This window comes from Gemmobacter sp. LW-1, assembly GCF_001303875.1.
Lineage (GTDB): Bacteria > Pseudomonadota > Alphaproteobacteria > Rhodobacterales > Rhodobacteraceae > Gemmobacter > Gemmobacter caeni.
This window is the reverse complement of record NZ_LJSC01000033.1, coordinates 1-18795: the sequence shown is the minus strand read 5'-3', so window position 1 is coordinate 18795 and position 18795 is coordinate 1. Positions and strand designations below refer to the sequence as shown.

Sequence of the window (18795 nt, the reverse complement as noted above, 5' to 3'; positions counted from 1 at the left end):
CCGATGCTTTGGACGCTTGTGAAAGTTCTTCTGTTCTTTGCGATTGTCGCCGGGTTGACCTGGGGCGGCGTGATGCTGCTGGAAAACGGCGAGCCTGTGCGCATCGTGGCGGCAGGGCAAGAGTTTACGCTTGGGCCGCTTCAGGTTGTCGTCGGGCTGTTTGTCCTGCTGTTCGGGCTGTGGCTGCTGTTGAAGGTGGTCAGCCTGCTGTTTGCGGTGCTGCGCTTCATCAATGGCGATGAAACAGCGCTCAGCCGTTATTTCGACCGCAACCGCGAGCGAAAGGGCTATCGCGCGCTGGCCGATGGCATGGTCGCGCTGGCGGCGGGCGAGAATCGCGTGGCGCTGTCGCGGGCTTACAAGGCCGAAAAGCTGCTGGGCGAGCCGGAACTGACCGACCTTCTGGTCGCACAGGCCGCTGAGGCGGCGGGCGACAATGCCAAGGCGACCGAGGCCTACAAGCGGCTGCTGGAACATGACCGGACCCGGTTTGTCGCCATCCGGGGCCTTCTGTCGCAGAAGGTGGCAGAAGGAGACCGCGAGACCGCGCTGAAGCTGGCTGAAAAGGCGTTTGCGCTGAAGCCTCGTCATGCCGAAACGCAGGATATTCTGCTGAAGCTTCAGGCCGATGCGCAGGACTGGAAGGGCGCGCGGCAGACGCTTCAGGCCAAGATGCGTGGTGGTGGGCTGACGAAGGATGTGTTCCGCCGCCGCGATGCGGTGCTCGCGCTGCAAGAGGCGCAGGGGATCATGGATGAAAGCGCCTCGATCGAGGCGCGCGAGGCGGCGATTGCCGCCAACAAGCAATCCCCTGATCTGATTCCCGCGGCCGCTATGGCGGCCCGCAGTCTGGCGCTGGCCGGGAATGCCAGGGGCGCGACCCGCATCCTGAAAAAGGCGTGGGAGGCGCAGCCGCATCCCGATCTGGCGGCGGCTTTCGCTGAGATCGAACCGGAGGAAAGCGCCGATGCCAGGCTGAAACGCTTCCGCGCTTTGACAGCGGTGCATCCCGATCACCCGGAAACCCGGATGCTGCTGGCCGAGCTGAACATCGCGGTCGAGGATTTCCCGGCGGCCCGCCGTGCGCTGGGCGATCTGGTCGAGACCAAACCCACCGGGCGGGCGGTGGCGCTGATGGCGGCCATCGAACGTGGCGAAGGTGCGGATGAGGCTGCTGTGCGCGGCTGGTTGGCCAAGGCACTGACCGCGCCACGCGGGCCGCAATGGTGCTGCGACAAATGTCAGGCGATCCATGCCGCATGGGGGCCGATCTGCGACAATTGCGGCGGGTTCGACACGCTGAGCTGGCGCGAACCGCCGCAGACCGCGACACCTTCGCCCACCGGGACGGAAATGCTGCCGCTGCTGGTCAACCCGCCCGCGCCGGCTGCTGCCCCGGAACCGGAACCCGAAGTTGCCGAGGTGATCGAGCCGGAGGTGATCGACCCGCCGCAACCTGCGCCGAAACAGGCAAAGGAAGACGAGCCGATCGACCTCGCGGCGATTGTCCGCAGCGCAAGCTAGGGGCGCGAGGCCGCCGGGCTGCCGCCCGTCCATTTGCGGAAGGCGCGGTAGAAGGCGCTGGGCTCGCTGTAGCCCAGTTCGCTCGCGATATCGGCAACCGACAGGCGTGCCTCTTGCAGAAACTGCCGCGCCAGTGTGGCGCGGCGCGCGTCCTTGAGCGCGGCAAAGCTTTGGCCTTCGGCATGCAGGCGTCGGCGCAGGGTGGCGGTGGACATCCCGAAGCTGCGCGCCAGTTCTGGAAAATCGGGCCAGTCCGCGGGTGCCTGGCTGGCCAGCAGGTGCCGCACCCGCGCCGCCATGCCACCATCCTCACGATAGCGCACAAGGATATTGCCCGGCGCCCCGCGCAGAAACCGTTGCAGTGCGGCCTCGTCCCGGTTCACTGGCAGGCGCAGCCAGGTGGCCTCGAAGCTGAGGCTTGTGACCGGCTGGCCGAACAGCACCGGGGCGCCGAAGAAGCTTTGATAATCCTCGCGCTGCGGCGGGGCCGGGCAGGCGAAGCTGACCTGACGCAAGGGGATGCGCCGCCCGATCAGCCAGCAGGCCACGCCCATCAGGATCAACCAGTAGGTGCGATAGGCGAAGGCGCTGCGCGGTTCGGCGGTGGTCAGTTCGATCACAGCAAGGCCATCGCGGATCGTCAGTTCCCCGCGCGGGTCATCCAGTACCACGGCCAGAAAGGCGATGGCCCGGCGCAGCGCGGGGGCCAGTGTCTCGCTGCCAAGGCTGGCGTGGCACAGCAGGGCAAAACTGCCGGGCCGCATCGGGCGGGCGGCAAGGCCGAAAAATTCATCCCCCGTCACCCGCGCAATCTCGGTCCACAGGCGACCATATTCCGTTGTGCTGAGGGGGCTGGCCCCATCTTCCGGCAGGCCGAGGCGGGCCAGCAAAGGGGCGGGCGCAATTCCGGCAAGCGGCAGGCAGGACAGGGCATCGGCCACGAAGCCGGGGGTGATGGGGCGGTCTTCCATTGGGATATAGTAAAAACGATCATTGAATTAGGCAATGAATGTCATTGAATGCAAGGCGGAAGGGCCTACCCTTGCGCGCGGAGGATGAAGGGAGGCGAAGGCATGGAAATCAGGGATCGGGTCGTTCTGGTGACCGGCGCCGGATCGGGCCTTGGGGGTGCCGTGGCGCGCATGGTGGTGGAGGGCGGCGGCAAGGTCGTTCTGCTGGATGTGAATGCCGAAGCGGGCGCCGCGCTCGCGGCCGAGCTTGGCACGGCCGCGCTGTTCCGCCGTACTGACGTGACCAGCGACGCCGAGGGGCAGGCGGCGATCGCCGCCGCGCTGGGCAACTTTGGCCGGGTGGATGCGCTGGTGAACTGCGCAGGTATCGCGCCGGGTGAGCGCATTGTCGGTCGCGACGGGCCGCATGCACTGGACAGCTTCGCCCGTACCATCTCGATCAACCTGATCGGCACCTTCAACATGCTGCGCCTCGCCGCCGCCGCCATGGTCGGCAACGATCCCGGCCCGGATGGCGAACGCGGGGTGATCGTCAATACGGCCTCCATCGCGGGGATCGAGGGGCAGATCGGCCAGGCTGCCTATGCCGCCTCGAAAGGCGGGGTGATTGCCCTGACGTTGCCCGCCGCGCGGGAGCTTGCGCGCAGCGGTATCCGCGTGTTGACCATCGCGCCGGGCATCTTTGCCACGCCGATGATGGCGGGCCTGCCGCAGGATGTGCAGGACAGCCTTGGCGCGGCGGTGCCCTTCCCCTCGCGTCTGGGGCAGGCGGCGGAATACGCCGCGCTGGTGCGTCATATCTTTGAGAACCGCATGCTGAACGGCGAGGTCATCCGGCTGGACGGTGCGCTGCGCATGGCGCCGCGCTGAAGCCGGGAACAGGAGGAAATCATGGCACGAACTGACGATCCCGTTGTCATCACCGGCTATGCCCGCACGCCGATGGGCGGCTTCATGGGCGATTTCGCCGGGCTTTCCGCCAGCGAACTGGGGCTGGTGGCTACGAAAGGCGCGCTGGCCCGCAGCGGACTCGACCCGCAGTCGGTGGAGCAGCTTTACTTCGGCTGCGTTCTGCCCGCCGGTCAGGGGCAGGCGCCCGCGCGGCAGGTCGCGCTGGGTGCCGGGCTGCCGCTCTCTACCGGGGCGGTGACGCTGAACAAGATGTGCGGCTCTGGCATGATGGCCGCGATGCTGGCACATGACGCGTTGCTGGCGGGCAGCGCTGAAGTCATCGTGGCGGGCGGGATGGAAAGCATGTCAAATGCGCCCTACCTGCTGCCCAAGGCCCGTGCAGGTTACCGTATGGGCCATGGTCAGGTGATGGACCACATGTTCCTCGACGGGCTGGAAGATGCCTATGACAAGGGTCGCCTGATGGGCACCTTTGCCGAGGATTGCGCGCAGACCATGGGCTTTACCCGCGAGGAACAGGATGGCTATGCGCTCACCTCGTTGTCGCGGGCGCGTGCTGCGATTGCCGATGGCAGTTTCGCGGCCGAGATCGCGCCCGTGGTCCTGAAGGGCCGTGGCGGCGAAACCGTCATCGACACGGACGAACAGCCCGGCAAGGCGCGGCCTGACCGTATCCCGACCCTGCGCCCGGCCTTCCGCGAGGGCGGCACGGTGACGGCGGCCAATTCCTCGTCGATCTCGGACGGGGCGGCGGCACTGGTGCTGATGCGCCGGTCCGAGGCGGAAAAGCGCGGCCTGACCCCACTTGCCGCGATTCGCGGCCATGCCACCCATGCCGACAAGCCGGGCCTGTTTCCGACCGCCCCCATCGGCGCCACGCGGCGGCTGATGGATCGCGCGGGATGGTCGCTAGCCGATGTGGACCTGTTCGAGGTGAACGAGGCTTTCGCGGTGGTGGCCATGGCCTCCATGCGCGAGCTGGACCTGCCGCACGACAAGGTGAACGTGCATGGTGGTGCCTGTGCGCTTGGCCATCCGATCGGCGCTTCGGGCGCGCGGATCATGGTCACGCTGCTGTCTGCCTTGCAGAAATATGGCCTGAAACGCGGCGTTGCCTCCATCTGCATCGGCGGTGGCGAGGCAACTGCCGTGGCGCTGGAGCTGCTGTAAGGATCGGGTGCAACAGCCTTTCATCGCCAACCCCATGGCAAAGGAATAGCTGTTGCACGTCTTCCTGCGCTCGTTTAAACGAAGCCGCGATGCTTGGGTCAGGTGACTGACCGCGACAGCAGGAAAGACTTGTGCGCGCGGCCCGCCCGTTGTAGGCCGCAGCAGAGAAGAATGCCGGTGTAGCTCAGCTGGTAGAGCACGTCATTCGTAATGATGGGGTCGGGGGTTCGAGTCCCTTCACCGGCACCACTAACCAAATGAAGACAAGCGGTTAGTGGTGCGAATTTCTTCTCAGCTCCGATCAGCAGAAAATTCGCAGGCCTTTGACCCGCTCATGGGCTGACGCAAGCTGCCTTCGCCAGGATGGTTTCCTGCCCTTCCGCGATGCGGATGACGACCCCCTGTGGCGAGGTCAGGTTGTGCAGGGCAGGCAGATCCCGCCCTGTCAGCAGCCCGCGCAGGACCAGCAGAACCACCTTATGCGCCACGATGATGGTGGGTCGTTGCATGTCGTCCAGAAATGCCCGGAGCCGGAGGGTCAGCTTTTCCAGCCCCTCGCCGCCCGGAGCGTTCTGGTAGAGGTCGAAATCATCCTTGCAACTGGCCGCCAATACCGGGAATTGCGCGGCGCGTTCGGCGGGGGTCAGCCCTTCCCACGCCCCGCAATCCAGTTCGCGCAGGCGCGCATCCGTCACGGGAACCACCCCGCCAAGCGCGATGGCAGCGGTGCGTTGCGCGCGGGGCAGGGGGCTGGCGTAACAGGTATATCTGCGCAGGTCCGGCAGATGGGTGGCAAGAATACGCGCCTGTTGTTCGGCCTGCCGCAGGCCCAGTTCGGTCAGCGGCGAGTCCTTGCTGCCCTGAATGCGCCCTTCCCGGTTCCATTCGGTTTCGCCATGGCGCAACAGCAGGATTTCGGCGGCGCTCACAGCAGCACCGCGCTGTCGGTATTGGCGGAAAGATGCACGGCGGTGCCGGGTTCGAACCAGTCCTGCCCGGCGCTGTGGCTTTGATCGACCACGATTTCGGCGCCGCCTGCCTGCACCAGATAGCGGATCTGGCTGCCCAGAAACTCGCGGTGCAGGATCTGACCGGACAGCGCATTCGCGCCTGCCTCGCGGCGCAGCGTGATGTTCTGCGGCCGCAGCACCATGCGCGTGCCGGTCCGGCCTGCGCTGGAAGGCAGCGACAGCGTATCGCCGGTGCGGGTGCGGAAGCGGGCGCCGCCGGTATCAGCCTCGACCGTGCCTTCCAGAATGTTCGCCGTGCCCAGAAACTGTGCCACGAACAGGTTGACTGGCGTGTCATAAAGCTGCTGCGGCGTGCCGACCTGCTGGATCACGCCGCCATCCAGCACCGCCATACGGTCGGCGGTGGTATTGGCCTCTTCCTGATCATGGGTCACGAAGATGGTGGTCAACCCGAGCTTGCGTTGCAGCGCCAGAAGCTCGCGCCGCATCTGCACGCGCAGGCTGGCGTCGAGGTTCGACAGCGGCTCGTCCAGAAGCAGAACCTTGGGCGCGATGACCACCGTGCGGGCCAGTGCGATGCGCTGCTGCTGCCCGCCCGAAAGCTGGTTCGGCATGCGGTCGGCCAGATGGGCAAGGCCGACCAGCTCCAGCGCCTCATCCACGCGGCGGCGGATCTCGGCGCTGGCCACCTTGCGTTCGCGCAGGCCGAAAGCCACGTTCTCGCGCACCGACATATGCGGCCAGAGCGCGTAGGACTGGAACACCATGCCGACATCACGCTTCCACGGCGGCAGATCGGCGACAGGCCGCCCGCCGATGCGGATTTCGCCCTGCGGACGTGGCCCGAACCCGGCAATCGACCGCAGAAGCGTCGATTTTCCAGAGCCAGAGGGGCCGAGGAAGGCGAAGAATTCGCCCGGTTCGATGGTCAGGTTGACCCCGGTCAGCACATTGGTGCTGCCGAAGGACAGATGCAGGTCGCGGATTTCGATTCCGGCCATTTCGCTGTGCATGTGAAGAACTCCTTGCAGCTTGTCTCAGTGCTCGCGCCCGGCGGTGCGCAGCTTCTTGTCGCGTTCGATGATGATCTGGGACAGGACCGTGCCCAGTGCGACGATGACCACGGCCAGCATTCCCAGCGCTGCCCCGGCGCCGCGCCCCGACGGGGTCTGCATGAACAGGTAGATGCCATAGGCCAGCGGGCTGTCACGGTCCGAGGACACCAGCATGATGGTGGCCGACAGTTCCACCGCCGCTGTGGCGAAGCTGGTCACGAAGCCCGCAAGAATGCCGCCGGTCATCAGCGGCACCACGATCTTGCGGATCGAACGCAGCTTGGTGGCGCCAAGACTTTCGGCCGCGTCCTCCAGCGCGAGGCTGACCTGTTGCAGCGCCGCCATGCAGGCGCGCAGCGCGTAGGGCAGGCGCCGGATGGTCAGCGCCAGCGCGATGATGACCCACCAGCTTGCCAGCGGCTTGTCGAGGAAGGGCACGTTCACATCCTGGAAGGTGCGCAAGTAGCCGATCCCGAGTACAACCCCCGGCACGGCCAGCGCGGCAGTGGCAAGGTAATCCAGCCACTTGCGCCCTGCGATGCCGGTCCGCAGCACGATATAGGCGATGGCGGTGCCGATCAGCACGTCCAGCGTGGCGGCGAGGCCCGCGTAAAGGATCGTGTTGACGACATAATCCTGCGACGCCTCCCACATCCGGGCGTAATTGGCGAGGGTATAGCCGTCGGGCAGTGGCGCGAAGCTCCAGATCGTGCCGATGGACAGCAGGAAAAGGCCGATATGCGGTGACAGGACTACGGCGAGGATGAACAGCACCACGCCATAGGCCAGCACCTTTTCGCGCGGGGCGAGGTCGCGTTTGGCCAGCCCGCCGCCGCCCTTCTGGACCGTCGCATAATCCTTGCCGCGCATCACGAGGAACGAGGCCCAGAGCGACAGGATCGAGAAGGCGACCAGAATGACCGAGATCACATAGCCCATCGGATCGCTGATCCCGACCGAGGTGATGCGCAGATAAGCCTGCGGGGCCAGCATGTTGTTGACGTTCAGCAGCAGCGGTGTGCCCAGATCATCGAACACCTTGATGAACACCAGTGCCGCCCCGGCCACATAGCCCGGCGTTGCCAGCGGAAACACCACGCGGCGGAACAGCCGCAACCCGTGCGCGCCAAGGTTTTGCGCCGCTTCTTCCATCGAACGGTCGATGTTGCGCAGGCTGGCCGACAGGTTGATCAGGATGAAGGGGAAGTAATGGATCGACTGCACGAGGATCACACCGTTCAGCCCCTCCATGAAGGGAATGGTAAAGCCCAGGTGCTGCCGCAGCAGCAGATTGATCGTGCCATTGCGCCCGAAGATCAGCTGCATCGCCACCGCGCCGACGAAGGGCGGCATGATCAGCGGGATGAAGCCAAGGCTCTGGATCAGGGCCGAGCCGCCGAAGTTGAACCGCGTGGTGATATAGGCCAGCGGCAGCGCGATCACCGTCGCCACCACCACCGACATGGCCGAGACGTAGAAGGAATTGACAAAGCTTTCGCGGAACAGCGCCGTGGCGAAGAAATCACCGAAGTTCTGAAGCGTCAGCGCGCCGGTCGCCGGGTTCTGGAAGGCGACATGGATGACCTGAAGCACCGGGAAGATCAGGAAACCGATCAGGAAGATGGCGATGAAGACGCCGGTCAGCGCGATGGGGCTGAGGCGCGGAAACAGGAAGGCGGGAAGCCGGTCGGCAAGCGTCTGCCGTCCCGTGCCCGAGGCGGGTCTGTGGCTCATGGGGGTGTCCTGCTGGAAAGGGTGCGTGGTGCCGCCGGGAGCGACCGCACCACGCTGACGGGCGCCGCGGGGCCCTACTTTCCGCGGCGCCGGTTCGGGCATCACATGCCGGCGGCTTTTTCCGCCAGTTCACGGGCCTTGGCGTAATTGGCCACGACCATCGCATCCCATTGCTGTTCAAGCTCGGCCTGACGTTGGCCGATCTCGTCGCCCTGTTCCTTGCGGACCTTGGTGAAGGCGCCTGCAAAGGCCGGGTCGAGGCTTTGTTCCTCGGTGATCGGCATGGCCTCGATCAGCTTGCGCGCCTCGGCGATCAGCGCCTTGGCTTCGGCATTGTCGCCGCCCGCATGCTTTTCTTCTGCCAGTTGCACGGCGCGCACGGCGGCGCGCAGATCGTCCAGCCGGTAGGTGACCATCACGTCGAAAAGCGAGCTGACAACGTAGTAACGCGCGCCCGATTTATCGACATCAAACTTCACCGCCGCACCGATGGAATTGTCGGTGAACGGATTCGGCAACCCCTCGGGTGCCTTGGCATAGGTGGCGGGGTTCACCGGCAGGCGCATGATTGCCGGATCGAACAGCGTTTCCTGCCCCGGTTCCGACAGCAGGAAGGATACGAAAGCCTTCGCCCCCGCCTCGTTCGCCGGATTGGCGACAATGCCGATATTGGCTGGCACCAGCGCGGTGACCGTCGGATAGGCGAAATCGACCGGGAAGCCCGAGGCGCGTGACGAGAAGGCGAAGAAGTCGATCACGATGCCCATGCCGAAATTGCCGGTGTTCACCCCGTCCGGCACGCCGAAGGACCGTTCGGTCACGCTGGCGAAGTTGCCCGCCATCCATTTCCAGTCGGCCCAGCCCTGATCCCAGCCTTCGCCCTGAAGCACGGTTTCCACCGTCAGATGCGTGGTGCCCGACCGCGAGGGCGAGGACATGCCGACATGACCGAAATACTCGGGCTTCTCTAGGTCCGCCCATTCGCGTGCAGGCTCCAGCCCGTTTGCCTCCATGTAGCGGGTGTTCCACATGATGCCGTAACCCGAGGCGGCAAAGCCGTAATAGAACCCGTCGGGGTCGTTGATCGGATAGCTGCCGATCTGGTCGGGGATGCCTTCGGTCGAAAGACCGGCCTTCAGCAGCAGGCCCTCTTTCTTCAGCACCTCGAACGCATCCGGTGCTGAGGCCCAGAACATGTCGGCGGTGTTGTTCGAGGCGATTTCCTTGATGTATTTCACGCCGGATGAGGTGCTTTTGTTCAGCACCTCCAGATCATATTCCGGGTGTGCGGCCTCGAAGGCCTTTTCGATCACCGAGGTCATGTCCTCGGGGAACGAGGTGACGATCACAACCTTGTCGGCCGCATAGGCCGTGCTGGCAAGACAGGTCAGCGCCGCGACAGCGACGGACCCGCGGAGTGCTTTGCCCATGGTTCTCCTCCCTTGAGCGTTTCATTTCGCGCCGCTGAGGAGTATGGGTTGCGCGGAATTTGCACAAATTATTGATTTTTATTGATTTTGTTTTTGCTTGCGGGTCAATCTTGACACGCAGAACGGGTCACGAATGACCCGTCGTCACAACCCGCAGGCTTTCAGGCGCAGATACAACCGCTTGCGGGGGATGCCCAGCGAATCGGCCGCCTCGGCCTTGCGGCCTCCGCTGCGCCGCAGGGCCGAGATGAGCAGCGCGGTTTCGAATTCCTGCATTGCGGCATCATAGCCCTGCGGTCCTGCGGCCTGTGCATTGTCGTCGCGCAGCGAGACGCGCAAGCCGATCACCAGCCGTTCCGCCACACCGCGCAGTTCGCGCAGGTTGCCAGGCCAGGCATGGTTGCGCAGGCGCCGGATCTCGGGGGCCGAGATTTCGGGGAAGGGGCGTTTGTGCCGCGCCACGGCTTCGCGCAGGAAATGTTCGAACAGCAGGAAGAAATCGTCGCCGCGATCCCGCAACGGCGGAACTTCGATTTCGGCAAGGTTCAGCCGGAAGATCAGGTCCGTCGGCAGGTCGGTGACATCCTCGGGCGGCATCGAGGCCACCACCCGGCAGCGACCCGCTGTTTCCGGCCCGGTCAGAAGCGAGACGAGGCGCAATTGCAGCGCCTTGCCCATGGTGGAGATACGGTCGATGAACAGCGTGCCTTTCGCCGCAAGCTCCAGCACGCCGGGGCGGCCTGCGCCATTGCCAAGGAACGTCTCGTCGAAATTCGCCTCGGTCAGCCCGCCGCCGTCCAGCATGACAAATTCGCCCTCGGACCCGGAAAAGTCGTGGATCACGCGGGCGATCTGGCCCTTTTCTGTGCCGGTCTCGCCCAGAAGCAGCACATCGACGCGATGCCCGGTCACCGCCTCCACCTCGCGGCGCAGGGTTTTGACCGGCTCGGATTTGCCAAGGATGCGGGCGCGGATATCGGTGCCGCGCGCGATCCGGGCTTTCAGGCGCTGGTTTTCCAGCACCAGCTTGCGGGCGTTCAGCGCCCGGCGCACTGTGGCGATCAGCAGTTCGGGCGGGGCGGGCTTTTCCAAAAAGTCGAAGGCGCCGCTGCGGATGGCACCGACGGCGGCCTTGATGTCCCCATGCGCGGTGATGAGCACGAAAGGCACCGAAGGCGCGGCCTTGCGGACGGCGGTCAGCAGATCCATCCCCGACATGCCCGCCATGCGCAGGTCGGACAGCACGATTCCTTCGAACTCGGGTTCCAGCACGGCCAGAAGCTCGGGGCCCGCCGCGAAGCCGCGCGTGGAAAAGCCCGCGCCCTGCAACAGTTCCAGCGTGGCGTCGCGGAAATCGGGATCATCGTCGACGACATAGATTTCATGGCTCATTGCTGCGGTCCTCCGCTGTTCCCGGCAGGCGCAGGCTTGCCACCGCCCCATGCCCGTCGGCGCGCGACGAGATCCGCAGATCCCCCTGCATGTCGCGCATGATGTTGTAGGAAATCGACAGGCCAAGCCCCAGTCCGCGTCCGGCCTCTTTGGTGGAAACGAAGGGCATCATGGCGCTGTCGGGGTCCAGATCGCCCAGACCCACGCCGGTATCGGCGACATGCAACAGCCAGTCCTGCGCCTGGCGGGCCGCCGTAACCTCGATCCGCCGCCGGTCGGGCGGGGCATCAGGCCCCAGATCCTCGATGGCATCCACTGCATTCGTCAGCAGATTCAGGATGACCTGCTCTGTCAGGATCGGGTCGCCGGTCACGCTGGCTCTGCGCGTATCGGCGGCGATGTCCAGCCTCACCCCGGTTTCGGCAAGCCGGGTTTCCAGCAGGGCCGCCGCGTTGTCGACCATGCTGCCAAGGTTCAGCGTCTGGCTTTCGAACCGGCCACGGCGGGCAAAGCGGCGCAGGTGCTGGATGATACCCTGCATCCGTTCGGCCAGGGCGCTGACAAGCTGCGCCTGACGCTCCACCGCCGCCATGTCCCCCGTTTCCATCGCCGATTTCAGCAGCGCCATGCGGTAGGTCATGGCGCCAAGCGGCTGGTTCAGCTCGTGACTGATCCCGGCGGCAAGGGTGCCAAGCGCCGCCATCTTGCCCGCCTGCACCAACTCGTCCTGGGTCTTGCGCAGGTCTTCGATGGCGCGGTCGCGGGTGGTGATGGCGCGGCGAAATTCGCCTACCGCGAAGGTCAGGCGGGCCATGTCATCGCTTGCAGGCGGGGGCGGGGCCTGCCCTTCCGCCGTCGCCAGAAGATCGTCGGTCAGGCTGCGCAGCGGCACCACGATCCGGGTGCGGATCAGCCGGTCCAGCGCCATCGCACCCACCAGTACCACCAGAAAGGTGCCCCCGATCAACCAGAGCGCGGTGCGGCGAACCCGGTTGGCCGAAGCTTCGATCCGCGTCAGCACATCGGCTTTTTCATGCGCAGAAAGCTGCTCCAGCCGGCTCTGAAGTGCCTTGATCCCCTGAAGGGTGGTTTCGATTGCGGCATAGGATCGCGTCCGCGCCTCCAGCCAGTCAAGCCGCCGGGTCAGGATTGATCTGTCGCCTTCGACCAGGGCGAAAAGCCGCTGCAACGACTGGCGCAGCGTCAGATATTCGGGTGCCTCGGGCACAAGGGACAGTCGTTCGGCCATCCGTGCCGCGAAATCCTGCAAGAGCGTCGCCAGTTGCCCGATCCGCTCAGCATCATCCGCCACCGCACCCTGAACCAGCAAGGTCATCGACGTTGCCGCATCGGCACCGATCTCGGCAAAGACATCACGCTCGCGCCGCTCCCGCGTGATGGCGGCGGCAAGGGCATCGCGGTTGCGTGGGTTGTCCGCCCGCCGCAATTCCAGCATACGGGTTTCGATATTGTAGTCGAAATCGCGCAGGATCGGCTCGATCTCGTCCTGGATGTCGATGTTGAGCCAGCGCAGGCTGTCCAGCGCCGCTGCCATGTCGCGCGACAGGGCAAGCTGGGTCTGTGTGCCCTCGATGACACGCTGCATGTTGGCGCGCAGCGGGTCGCCCGTGATGGGCGCGGCCCCCAGGCGTTGCGCAGCCAGCGCCTGCGCCATGGCCTCGTCGATCCGCCGGGTTTCCGCCAGAAGCGCCGCCTCGTCGGCCTGTCCCCCCAGAACCGAGGTCGCAAGCCCGGCCAGATCGGCAGAATGCCGGGCCAGTTCGCCCGTCAGCACCAGGCGCGGCACCTCGGTATCGGCCAGCGCGCGGTATTGTCCCTGCGCCTGCCACAGAAAATAGATCGCCAGCGCCAGATTGGCCCAAAGCAGCAGCACGATCAGCCCGACCATCAGCAAAAGCCGCTGCCATATGCCCAGATGCCGGATCATGGCCTGACCCGCTTTTCCAGCCCGGACAGGGCGATGTCGATTGTCGCGAGCTGGCGTTCGATCCGGTTTTCCCAGTCGCGCAGCAGGGTGCGTTGCGGTGTCGGCAGGTCGGTCAGTTCCATCACCCGGTTGGCAAAGCTGGTGCCTTCGGCCATGCGAACCTCATGTTCCGAAATCGGGATTGACTGCATCATCCGACGGATCGCGGCGGTTTCGGCCCTGGGTCCGCGCGCCTCCAGCGCATGCAGCCTTGACCACAAGCTTCGGCGCCGGTCCAGCCGTTCGGTGATTGCCAGATCAAAGATCACATTCACCGCCCAGTAGCGTTCCGACGCCAGCCCGGCATTGTAGCGCAGCCACTGTGATCTGACGGCGGCGCGGATTTCCGACGGGATCAGATCGCCCGCCGCCTCGCGTACACGGGGCGAGATCGGGATGCGGCCAATCCCGGGCTCCAGCAGCAGGCGCTGGCCATCGTCATCGGTGACGCTGGCGATAAAGGCACAACCGGCGCCGGGGTTTCCGGCCCTGGCCAGAAGGCCGATCTGTGCCGGAAACAGGATGGCGGGCGTGCCGTAGTGAAACTGTAGTTCCGGCTCGGCGGTGCCTGCCAGAAAGTCGATGGTCAACCCGATGCCGAAGCGCCCGCTGCGGATGCCATCGGTCACGCCGAAGCTGCGCGAGGTGACGGTGGCAAGGTTTTCGGTCAGGGCCAGAAAGAAGCCCCAGCCATCATTCCAGCCCCGCACCTGCAAGAACCGCTCCACCGTCATATGAGCCGTACCGGAGCGTGAGGGCGGCGCCATGCCAATCTGGCCGCGCCAGACCGGGTTCAGCAGGTCATCCCAGTCCTGCGGCGGGTTCGGGCCATCGCGGCGCAGGGTCCAGCCGATGGAGGACAGGGCGAAAGGGCCGTATCCCTCTGTCGGGATGCCGGTGCAGCCGCTGTCTGCGGCAAACCGCCCCTGCCTTGCCAGCAGTTCAAACGCCTCGGGGGCGGAAGCCCAGAACACGTCAAAGGCCCGATCATTGCCGCGCAGCAGTTCCTCGACCGCCGAAACGGTGTTCTTGTTCAGTACCAGAACATCCAGTCCCGGTGCCCTGGCCTTCATCCGGGCGACGTAGGGGTCGGTCATTGCCGGGGGCATCGAGGTCAGGATTCGCAGCACCTCGGCCCGCGCCGGGGCCGCCGCCACGATCAGCGCCCAGACACAGGCTGTCAGCGCGGCCGCAAGATGCCGCGCCGGTTGGCGGACAAGTCTGCCCATAAGTGATCTCCTCCCGGTTTCATGAGAAACGGGATGGGCAGGGCCTTGTCCAGTGCGGCGGGGAGGGAGGCGGACCATGGGTCAATTCTGACACGCTCCCTCTCTCTGGTCAGAGTTTCGCGAGGTTTGGATGAGCGTTAGCGAATGGTTTGAGGTTTTCGAGAAATGTTGTGATGCGGTTGAGGTTTGGGAGATTTTTGAGATCGATGTTCCATCTGCGTGCGTTGTAGATTTGTGGGACGAGGCAGATGTCGGCGAGCGTGAGGGTTTGTCCGATGCAGTGGTTTCCGGTGTCGACCATGTTTTCGAGGGCGATGAGGCCCGGAGTGATCATGTCACGCATCCAGGTTTCCATAGTGATGCCGCCGTTTGACTGCGCGACTGCGTAGCGGGCGACGCGGAGGTTGCAGACGGGGTGGATATCCATGGCGATGGCATGTGCGACGGCGCGGATGCGGGCGCGGTTGGCGGCGGGTCCCGGGAGGAGGCCGAGGCCGCGGGTCTCGTCGAGATATTCGATGATGGCGAGGGATTGGGTGAGGGTGAGGTCGTCGATTTCGAGGACGGGGACGAGGCCCTGCGGGTTTCGGGCCAGGTGCTCCGGGTCGCACTGCTGGCCTGTGGTCAGGTCGACGGGGAGGCTGTGCCAGGAGAGGCCGGCGAGGCCGAGGGCGATGCGCAGGCGGTAGCTGGCGGAGGAGCGCCAGTAGTCGAAGAGGCGGATCATGGGCGGCGCTCCTGGCGGTGTTCTGTCCTGCGGGCTGCGGGTCAGGGTCCGGGGGGTCGGGTCTGTTCGTTGCATTTGCAATAAATAGCTTGACTTTGTTGCATATGCAACTAATTATCCGCACATCCTGCCGGAGGGCAGCATGAACGGAGGCCGCGCCATGACGAACCAGACCCTGCCGGGCGGGATGATCCGCTCGACTGCCGTGACCGGCCCGCATGCGGGTTACATGCCGGGCTTTGGCAATGACTTCGAGACCGAGGCGCTGCCGGGGGCGCTGCCGCAGGGGCAGAACAGCCCGCAGAAGTGTGAATACGGTCTTTATGCCGAGCAGCTTTCGGGCACGGCCTTCACGGCGCCGCGGGGGCAGAACGAACGGACCTGGTGCTACCGGATCCGGCCTTCGGTGAAACATGTGGGCCGGTTCACGAAGATCGCGGTGCCTTACTGGAAATCGGCGCCGCATATCGACCCGGATGTGATCTCGCTGGGGCAGTACCGCTGGGACCCTGTGCCGGTGGGGGACGGGGCGCTGACCTGGATCACGGGGATGCGTACGATGACGACGGCGGGGGATGTGAACACGCAGGTGGGCATGGCGAGCCATGTCTATCTGGTGACGCAGTCGATGGAGGACGAGTATTTCTTCTCGGCCGACAGCGAATTGCTGGTGGTGCCGCAGGAGGGCAGGCTGCGCTTCTGCACGGAACTGGGCATCATTGACCTGGAGCCGAAGGAGATTGCCATCATCCCGCGCGGTCTGGTCTACCGGGTGGAACTGCCGGACGGCCCGGCGCGGGGCTTCGTGTGCGAGAATTACGGCCAGAAGTTCGACCTGCCGGGCCGCGGCCCGATCGGGGCGAACTGCCTTGCCAATCCGCGCGACTTCAAATGCCCGGTGGCGGCCTTCGAGGACCGCGCGGCCCGCAGCCGCGTGGTGATCAAATGGTGCGGCCAGTTCCACGAGACCTTCATCGACCACAGCCCGCTGGATGTGGTGGCCTGGCACGGCAATTACTGCGCCTACAAATACGACCTGCGCACCTACAGCCCGGTGGGCGCCATCCTGTTCGACCATCCCGATCCGTCGATCTTCACGGTTCTGACCGCGCCCTCGGGGCAGGAGGGGACGGCGAACATCGACTTCGTGCTGTTCCGCGACCGCTGGATGGTGGCCGAGCACAGCTTCCGCCCGCCATGGTATCACAAGAACATCATGTCCGAGCTGATGGGCAACATCTATGGCATCTATGATGCGAAACCGCAGGGTTTTGTGCCGGGGGGCATCTCGCTGCACAACATGATGCTGCCGCACGGGCCGGATCGCAACGCCTTCGAACATGGGTCGAACGAGCCGATGGTGCCGCATTACCAGGCCGAGACCATGCAGTTCATGTTCGAGACCCGCTTCCCGCAGCATCTGACGGAATTTGCCGCGAAAGAGGCGCCGCTGCAGGACGATTACGTCGATTGCTGGGACAGCCTTGAAAAGAAATTCGACGGCACGCCGGGGATCAAGGCATGACGCAGCAAAGCTGGCTGGCCTCGGCGCAGGGCGACACCGACTTCCCGATCCAGAACCTGCCCTGTGGCGTCTTCGACGATGGCCGGGGCGCGCGGATGGGGGTGGCCATCGGGGATATGATCCTCGATGTGGGCGCGGTGGATCACGGGCTGGACCCGGCGCTGTTCGCGGCCCCCGCCTGGAATGCGGTGATGGCGGCGGGGCCTGCGGTCTGGGCGGCGCTGCGGGCACGGCTGACCGACCTTTTGTCGGACCCGGCGCATCGTGCCATGGTGGCGCCGCATCTGGTGCCGCAGGCGGGCGCGCGGCTGCTGATGCCCTTCGCGGTGGCGGAATATACCGATTTCTACGCCGGCAAGAACCATGCGGTGAATGTGGGCACCATGTTCCGCGGCGCCGAGAATGCGCTGCCGCCGAACTGGCTGTCGATCCCGATCGGCTATAACGGCCGGGCCTCGTCGGTGGTGGTCTCGGGCACGCCGGTCACCCGGCCCTGGGGGCAGGTGAAGGGGCCGGACGAGGCGCTGCCGCGCCTTGCGCCCTCGGCGCGGTTCGATCTGGAACTGGAGATGGGCGCCATCGTCGGCCAGCCGTCGCAGGGCATGGTCTCGGTGGCCGAGGCCGACGAGATGATCTTCGGCTATGTGCTGCTGAACGACTGGTCGGCGCGTGATATCCAGGCCTGGGAATACCAGCCGCTCGGGCCGTTCCAGGCCAAGGCGACGGCGACGACGATCAGCCCCTGGATCGTGATGAAAGCGGCGCTGGAGCCGTTCCGCGTGGCGACGCCCGCGCGCGAACGCCCGCTGCTGCCCTATCTGCGCGAGCCGGGGCCGATGCTTTACGACATCGGACTGACGGTCAGCCTCGCCCCCGGGGGCAAGGCCGAGACCGTGATCGCGCGCACCAATTACCGCGAGATGTATTATTCGGCGGCGCAGCAGCTGGCGCATCACACGACCTCGGGCTGTGCGATGCGGGTGGGCGATCTGCTGGGGTCGGGCACCATCTCGGGCACCGCGAAGGACGCGCGCGGCTCGCTGCTGGAGCTGAGCTGGGGCGGGAAGGAACCGCTGACGCTGGAGACCGGCGAAACGCGCAGCTTCCTTCAGGACGGCGATACGCTGGTCTTGCGCGGCGCGGCGCAGGGCGCGGGCTACCGCATCGGATTTGGCGATTGCGCGGGGCAGGTGCTGCCCGCCATCGAACTGCCCGGCTGGGCGAAGGAGTGAACCATGGCCAAGGCCTTTGCCTCGCAGGGCGACCTGTCTGAAAAGAAGATCAGCTTCACCGAAATCGGCGAGGGGCTTTACGCCTTCACCGCCGAGGGTGACCCCAATACCGGCGTGATCATCGGCGATGAGTCCGTGATGATCGTCGAGGCGCAGGCGACGCCGCGTCTGGCGCGCAAGGTCATCGACTGCGTGCGCTCGGTCACCGACAAGCCGATCAGCCATGTCGTGCTGACGCATTACCACGCGGTGCGGGTGCTGGGCGCCAGCGCCTATGGCGCGCGGGAAATCATCATGTCCGACGTGGCCGCCGCCATGGTCGAGGAGCGCGGGCAGGAGGACTGGGACAGCGAGTTCGGCCGCTTCCCGCGTCTGTTCCAGGGGCACGAGGAAATCCCCGGCCTGACCCGCCCGACCACCACCTTCTCCGACAGCATGACGGTCTGGCTCGGCCGCCGCCGGGTGGACATCATGAAGCTCGGCCGCGCCCATACCGCCGGTGACGCGGTGATCTGGGTGCCCGATCAGGAGGTGATGTTCACCGGCGATATCGTCGAATACCATTCCGCCTGCTATTGCGGCGACGGCCACTTCACGGACTGGCCCGAAACGCTCGCCAATATCGCGGCCTTTGAGCCCCGCGCCATCGCGCCCGGCCGCGGCGACGCGCTGGTGGGCGAGGAGATGGTCGCCAAAGCCATCGCCAATACCGCAGACTTCATCCGCTCCACCTACAAACCCGTCGAACGCGTCGTCGCCCGCGGCGGCTCCCTCAAAGAAGCATGGGACGCCGTCCGCGCCGCCTGCGACCCCAAATTCGCAAACTACGCCATCTACGAACACTGCCTCCCCTTCAACGTCGCCCGCGCATACGACGAAGCAAAAGGCATCGACACTCCCAAAATCTGGACCGCAACCCGAGATCAACAAATGTGG

At 65.4% G+C, this 18795-nt stretch carries 15 protein-coding genes and 1 tRNA gene; 7 read left to right on the top strand and 9 right to left on the bottom strand.

Annotated features, from left to right (window positions below):
• Positions 1–3 precede the first annotated feature (3 nt).
• The gene (locus AO684_RS06815) at positions 4–1524 is read left to right on the top strand and encodes a heme biosynthesis protein HemY (RefSeq protein WP_054301994.1); all 1521 of its coding nucleotides are present in this window, start codon (positions 4–6) and stop codon (positions 1522–1524) included.
• Here the strand turns inward: AO684_RS06815 and AO684_RS06810 are convergent.
• Positions 1521–2495, bottom strand: a complete 975-nt coding sequence (locus AO684_RS06810; RefSeq protein ID WP_054301993.1) for an AraC family transcriptional regulator — start codon at positions 2493–2495, stop codon at positions 1521–1523. The genes AO684_RS06815 and AO684_RS06810 overlap by 4 nt on opposite strands.
• Before the next feature lie 102 nt (positions 2496–2597).
• Between AO684_RS06810 and AO684_RS06805 the strand changes: the two genes are divergently transcribed.
• From AO684_RS06805 to AO684_RS06795, 3 genes are all read left to right on the top strand, one after another.
• Positions 2598–3365: an SDR family NAD(P)-dependent oxidoreductase gene (locus AO684_RS06805; RefSeq protein ID WP_054302025.1), complete on the top strand. Its 768-nt coding sequence runs from the start codon at positions 2598–2600 to the stop codon at positions 3363–3365.
• 21 nt (positions 3366–3386) lie between these two features.
• Entirely contained in the window at positions 3387–4577 is a 1191-nt protein-coding gene (locus AO684_RS06800) for an acetyl-CoA C-acyltransferase (RefSeq protein ID WP_054301992.1), read from the top strand.
• Positions 4578–4750: 173 nt separating this feature from the next.
• Positions 4751–4826, top strand: a tRNA-Thr gene (locus AO684_RS06795).
• Positions 4827–4909: 83 nt separating this feature from the next.
• On the opposite strand, the gene AO684_RS06790 is transcribed toward AO684_RS06795, so the two are convergent.
• The 8 genes from AO684_RS06790 to maiA form a co-directional block, all read right to left on the bottom strand.
• Positions 4910–5506: a histidine phosphatase family protein gene (locus AO684_RS06790; RefSeq protein WP_054301991.1), complete on the bottom strand. Its 597-nt coding sequence runs from the start codon at positions 5504–5506 to the stop codon at positions 4910–4912.
• The gene (locus AO684_RS06785) at positions 5503–6561 is read right to left on the bottom strand and encodes an ABC transporter ATP-binding protein (RefSeq protein WP_054301990.1); all 1059 of its coding nucleotides are present in this window, start codon (positions 6559–6561) and stop codon (positions 5503–5505) included. The genes AO684_RS06790 and AO684_RS06785 overlap by 4 nt, the downstream gene beginning before the upstream one ends.
• 24 nt (positions 6562–6585) lie before the next feature.
• On the bottom strand, positions 6586–8337 hold the full coding sequence (locus tag AO684_RS06780; RefSeq protein ID WP_082400789.1) for an iron ABC transporter permease: 1752 nt from the start codon (positions 8335–8337) through the stop codon (positions 6586–6588).
• 101 nt (positions 8338–8438) lie between these two features.
• Positions 8439–9767 carry an ABC transporter substrate-binding protein gene (locus AO684_RS06775; RefSeq protein ID WP_054301989.1) on the bottom strand — a complete coding sequence of 443 codons (1329 nt, stop codon included), beginning with the start codon at positions 9765–9767 and terminating at the stop codon, positions 8439–8441.
• A gap of 144 nt (positions 9768–9911) precedes the next feature.
• The gene (locus AO684_RS06770; protein ID WP_054301988.1) at positions 9912–11159 is read right to left on the bottom strand and encodes a sigma-54 dependent transcriptional regulator; all 1248 of its coding nucleotides are present in this window, start codon (positions 11157–11159) and stop codon (positions 9912–9914) included.
• The gene (locus AO684_RS06765) at positions 11149–13107 is read right to left on the bottom strand and encodes an ATP-binding protein (RefSeq protein ID WP_054301987.1); all 1959 of its coding nucleotides are present in this window, start codon (positions 13105–13107) and stop codon (positions 11149–11151) included. Before AO684_RS06765 ends, AO684_RS06770 begins: the two co-directional genes overlap by 11 nt.
• Positions 13104–14375 carry an ABC transporter substrate-binding protein gene (locus AO684_RS06760; RefSeq protein ID WP_054301986.1) on the bottom strand — a complete coding sequence of 424 codons (1272 nt, stop codon included), beginning with the start codon at positions 14373–14375 and terminating at the stop codon, positions 13104–13106. The genes AO684_RS06765 and AO684_RS06760 overlap by 4 nt, the downstream gene beginning before the upstream one ends.
• A gap of 109 nt (positions 14376–14484) precedes the next feature.
• Positions 14485–15102, bottom strand: coding sequence for a maleylacetoacetate isomerase (gene maiA / locus AO684_RS06755; RefSeq protein ID WP_054301985.1), 618 nt, complete (start codon positions 15100–15102; stop codon positions 14485–14487).
• A 160-nt stretch (positions 15103–15262) separates the two neighbouring features.
• On the opposite strand from maiA, the gene hmgA reads away from it, so the two are divergent.
• The 3 genes from hmgA to AO684_RS06740 all read left to right on the top strand — a co-directional run.
• The gene (hmgA, locus tag AO684_RS06750) at positions 15263–16627 is read left to right on the top strand and encodes a homogentisate 1,2-dioxygenase (protein ID WP_054301983.1); all 1365 of its coding nucleotides are present in this window, start codon (positions 15263–15265) and stop codon (positions 16625–16627) included.
• The gene (fahA, locus tag AO684_RS06745) at positions 16624–17859 is read left to right on the top strand and encodes a fumarylacetoacetase (RefSeq protein WP_054301969.1); all 1236 of its coding nucleotides are present in this window, start codon (positions 16624–16626) and stop codon (positions 17857–17859) included. Before hmgA ends, fahA begins: the two co-directional genes overlap by 4 nt.
• 3 nt (positions 17860–17862) lie before the next feature.
• A partial coding sequence (locus tag AO684_RS06740; protein WP_054301968.1) for an MBL fold metallo-hydrolase occupies positions 17863–18795 on the top strand: 933 nt, incomplete at its 3' end.